4 protein-coding genes are annotated in these 4,602 nt (G+C 56.2%); 1 reads left to right on the top strand and 3 read right to left on the bottom strand.

What is annotated here, in order from left to right; all coding sequences use genetic code 11:
* The first annotated feature begins 76 nt into the window (after positions 1-76).
* Positions 77-1,483 carry a cysteine--tRNA ligase gene (locus GX181_03735; protein NLM71058.1) on the top strand — a complete coding sequence of 469 codons (1,407 nt, stop codon included), beginning with the start codon at positions 77-79 and terminating at the stop codon, positions 1,481-1,483.
* Positions 1,484-1,489: 6 nt separating this feature from the next.
* Here GX181_03735 and GX181_03730 read toward each other — a convergent pair whose 3' ends face one another.
* From GX181_03730 to GX181_03720, 3 genes are all read right to left on the bottom strand, one after another.
* On the bottom strand, positions 1,490-1,942 hold the full coding sequence (locus GX181_03730) for a QueT transporter family protein (protein ID NLM71057.1): 453 nt from the start codon (positions 1,940-1,942) through the stop codon (positions 1,490-1,492).
* 75 nt (positions 1,943-2,017) lie between these two features.
* Complete coding sequence (locus GX181_03725) at positions 2,018-2,668, bottom strand: protein-L-isoaspartate(D-aspartate) O-methyltransferase (GenBank protein ID NLM71056.1); 651 nt, start codon at positions 2,666-2,668, stop codon at positions 2,018-2,020.
* Positions 2,669-2,703: 35 nt separating this feature from the next.
* The coding region (locus GX181_03720) for a methyl-accepting chemotaxis protein (protein ID NLM71055.1) at positions 2,704-4,602 on the bottom strand (1,899 nt) is incomplete at its 5' end.

Raw genomic sequence — 4,602 nt, 5'->3', positions numbered from 1 at the left:
ACAGGGAGAGATAAACATGCGCTCCTCATAGCATTATTATATAATACCCGTCAGAAAGCATTGGAGGTGCGTGGAGATGGGTTTAACGCTTTATAATGACCTGACACGAAAGAAAGAGCCGTTCGTCCCCCTCAAAGAGGGGCATGTGACTTTTTACAGCTGCGGTCCCACGGTGTACGACTACTTCCACATTGGGAACGCCAGGCCGTTCATAGTATTCGACGTCCTCCGCAGGTACTTGGAGTTCAAAGGCCTGAAAGTCGATTTCGTCCAGAACTTCACCGACATCGACGACAAGATGATCGACCGGGCGAACCGCGAGGGAATACCCGTGGACGAGCTCGCGGACAGGTTTATCTCCGAGTACTACAAGGACGCTGACGCTCTCGGGGTGAAACGGCCCACTCATGCCCCGAAGGCGACCGAGCACATATCCGAGATAGTCTCCCTGGTAGAGAGGCTGGTCGATAAGGGGCACGCCTACGATGTGAACGGCGACGTCTTCTTCGATGTGGCGAGCTTTCCCTCCTACGGCGTCCTGGCCAAGCAGAGCTTGGACGAGCTTCAGTCGGGCGCCAGGATAGAGGTCGACGAGAGAAAGAGGCACCCCCTGGACTTCGCCCTCTGGAAGGCCAAAAAGGAGGGCGAACCGAGTTGGCCAAGCCCTTGGGGGGAGGGGCGTCCGGGGTGGCACATAGAGTGCAGCGCCATGTCCATGAAATATCTTGGCGACACGATCGACATACACTCCGGGGGAACCGACCTAACCTTTCCTCACCACGAGAACGAGGTCGCCCAGGCGGAGGCCGCCACCGGGAAGCAGTTCGTCCGCTACTGGATCCACAACGGCTACCTTCTCATCGACAGGGAGAAGATGTCCAAGTCGCTGGGCAACTTCCTGACGGCGAGGGCGACGCTCGAACGCTACCCGGCCAAGGCGATACGCCACTTCATGCTCAGCGCCCACTACAGATCGCCGCTCAACTTCTCCGAAGACAGCCTCAAACAGTCCCTCGGGGCGGTCGATCGTCTGGAGAACTGCCTGCTCGACCTGCAACACGCCAAAGAGCACAGGAAGCGCGTCGATAGCTCAAGGGACGATTACGAATCGCTCTTCGAAGGCTACCGGGAACGCTTCATCTCCTCCATGGACGACGACTTCAACACCGCCGCGGCGCTCGGCACGGTATTCGAGGCGGTCAAGTCCGTCAACACCTACCTTAAAGACCACCAGGAGATCGAGAACTCCTTCCTTGTGTCCGCCGAGGCATTTTTCGGCATTGTCGAGGAGGTCATGGGCATTCCGGGCAAGGCCGACGACGTCGACGGAGACGACGAACAGATCCTGAAACTGATAGAGAAGCGCGACAGCGCCAGGAAGGAAAGGGATTTTGCAAGGGCGGACGAATTGCGTGACGAGCTTGTCGCCATGGGGATAATCCTCGAGGACACCCCCGACGGCGTAAAATGGAGGAGAAAATAGACGAGTTCACAGGGCGGGGTCGTCCCCGCCCCTTTCAATTCTTGACCTCAGAACCTTGGTCAGCGGAACTCCCAGCAGAAAGCAGGCGACCGTCTGCCCGAGGGCGACATGCCCCGCGCATATGATAAACGGCGCGCCCATGATGAACGACAGGTACCCTCCGACAACCAGCGAATTTACAATCACGGGCGGCAGCGCGGCAAGCCACGCGGACGGCATCGCCGACGAGATGATCGCGGCAATAAGAGTCGACCCGCTGCCCAGCAGGACGTCTATCAACCCCAGGCCGCACAGCAGGTTGGCGAAGAGACAGCCGATGAACAGTCCGAACACGGCCTGTGGCAGGATGAAGGGCAGAACTGTGAGAGCCTCGGAGACGCGAATCTGCACATATCCGAAGGAGAGAGGCGCGAAAAGGATCGTGGCGACGGCATAGACCGCCGCAACCAGCCCCGAGATGCTGAGCGAGCGAACTGAAAACAGCTCTCCGGTCGACAGCCCGCGGAAAAACCCTGACCTCAACGGGTCGCCTCGTCAGTCGGGCGGTCTTTCGGTTCCGCTCAAGAGGGGCACGAAACGGCAGTAATCGCTCCAAGTATCGTCTAACGAGCCGTCGCCCTTCTTCTCTCGCAGCAGAAGCCTCTCGCCGCCGGACATAACCTCGACAGGGGCCACCAGCCTGCCGCCTGGAGACAGGATCTCGCTCCACCACTCCTCCAGGTACGGCGCTGCGGCAGTCACTATCACCCTGTCAAAGGGGCCGGTGCACTCTCCCCTCTCCCGTCCGTCGGACCAGATCACCGATACCTCGTAACAAAGCGAGCTCAAGGTCCTTCGCGCCCTCTCGGCAAGCGAAAAGATCCTCTCGATGCTAGTGACCCTGGTGCCCATCGAGGCCAGCACTGCCGCCTGGTAGCCCGAGCCGGTCCCTATCTCGAGGACGGAGTTCTTCTCCTCGGGGGAGAGGAGCTCCGTCATCCGCGCCACCATGTAAGGCTGTGAAATGGTCTGTTCATCTCCGATAGGCAGGGGACTGTCTATCCAGGCGCTGTCCTGAAACTCCTTCGGGACGAAATAGTGCCTGGGCACGGAGCGCATGGCGGCCAGAACCCTCTCCGAGCGAATTCCCCTGCCAAAAATCTGCTTTTCCACCATAGAAGCGGCTTGCGCTTCCCAAGAGGTCATTCAACCACCCCCACAAAGGGTAACCCTTTGAACAATCAGAGATCGAACCTCTTAACCAAGCCTATCAGGCTTCCGCTCAAGTTCGCCAGCCTTTCGGAGGTGAGCTTTATCTCCGAGACCGAGCCGGCGATGTCGCTGATCTCTAGAGATATATCGTCCGACCCTTCCGAGCTCTCGCTGATGGTCGCAGACACCTCGTTTATCGCCTGATTCACCTCGTTGACTGCGTCCAGCACTTCTCCGCTCATCCTGACAGCGCCCTCTATCATCTCCTTAAGGACGCCTGTGTCCTTTCTGTACTCCTCAGCAGAACCCAAGAAATCTTTATAGTCCCTGTCGACTTCTCCGCCGATGAACTCAAGCAGCCTGGTGGCATCGGAAATAAGGACGTTGATGTTCTCCTGAACCTGGGTTGTCTGTTGTTGAATCCCGACCACCACCTCCGCGGAGTTCGCAGCCAGCTTCCTCACCTCGTCCGCCACCACGGCGAAGCCCCTTCCCTGTTCACCGGCCCTTGCGGCCTCGATCGCGGCATTCAAGGCCAAAAGGTTTGTCTGGTCGGCAATATTCGAAATCTGCTCCGCCATGGAGGCTATCTTGTCGATGACCTTGGCCTTTTCTATGCTCTCTTTAAGCCTGTTGTTCAGATCCCCGTAGATCTTCCAGGCTTTCTCCTGGCTAAAGCTTACGTTCTCCTGTATCTTTTTAGCCTTCTCGTCGATCTCCATTACGACCGAGTTCCCGTTGGTCATGCTTTCCAGCAGCTCGGACGAGGAGGCGCTCATCTGCTCGCTTGAAAGTGTTATATCCTTGTAAGATGCGGATACATCCTCCATCCCCGTGGACAGTGCCCGGGATACGGATTCCATGTGCTCCATTTTTTGAGACAGGGCCGAGTTTGCGATGTCAAGCTCGTTGCTGTATCCGTTCATATCGTGCGCGGAGGAGGCGATGTTTTTCAGAACGTCGCGCAGGTTAAGTATGAGATTATTCATAGAATCCGAGAGCAACCCCAGTTCATCGCGCCTTCTTATGAAAACATCGGGCACGTCTTTTGAAAGGTCTCCTGCCGTTATAGATTCGGAAATCCTGGACAGCTCATTGATGGGCCTCACGATCCCCTTCAACAGGTAGAACAGAACCGCTCCCGCCACCAGCAGGCTTATGACTATTACGGTGGTTATCCTGATTTTGGCGTCTCTGGACTTGATCAGATGCAGTTCGTAAGGCATGAAAGAGAGAATGGTCATATTCACGAAGTCGCTTTTCACGAATGCGGAAATATATTCCACTCCGTCAAGCGTGAAGAAGCCGATGCCTTCGTCGGATACTTGCATCTTCTTGTTGAATTCCACAATATCGCCTGTCTGTTTCGAGAAGTCGAAGTCAAGCACTTGTTCCTTGTTCTCCGATGAGATGACCATCCCGTCGGGATTGAGTATCAGGGTTTTAACTCCGCTGTCCGCACTGTCCTTTATTATTCTGTCCGCGACGGAGTTCAGGTCGAGCGAATGCTGAAAAAGCGCGATCATCTTGTTGGTCTTTTTATCGAATATCGGAGCCGGGATCAGCACCGCAGGCCTTCCCGTCGACGGGGATACCAGTGTTATGCCCACCATGGGCTTCGGGTCTCTGTAAAACTTCTCCCCCCCGGCCGTCAGCTCGTGGGGGAAGGAGGCGCCGGTTGCGATGCCGCCGATTCCGTCGATTATCACCGTGTTGACGCCGTCCTTGTACGTAAGGAAGAATACGTTTTCGTAAAGGCCCCTGGATCCGGCGATCCGATTTTCCAAGTCCTTCGCGATCTGTTCCCTGACCTCGGGGTTCAGTTCGTTGGTCTCCGCGTACTCATCAAAAAAGTCGCTGATATAAGATATTGTCGTGATATAATCCGTGAAATTGACCTGCTCCTCGAAGGCGATCTCTATCTGGTT

Source organism: Synergistaceae bacterium (genome assembly GCA_012521675.1).
In the GTDB taxonomy this organism is placed as follows: Bacteria; Synergistota; Synergistia; order Synergistales; family Aminobacteriaceae; genus JAAYLU01.
Note: the sequence above shows the minus strand (reverse complement) of the source record. Positions and strands in the feature narration are given on the sequence as shown.

Excerpts from the sequence above, each read along its gene's own strand:
- GX181_03735 (NLM71058.1), top strand. The coding sequence starts at position 77 with ATGGGTTTAACGCTTTATAATGACCTGACACGAAAGAAAGAGCCGTTC.
- GX181_03725 (NLM71056.1), bottom strand. The coding sequence starts at position 2,668 with ATGACCTCTTGGGAAGCGCAAGCCGCTTCTATGGTGGAAAAGCAGATT.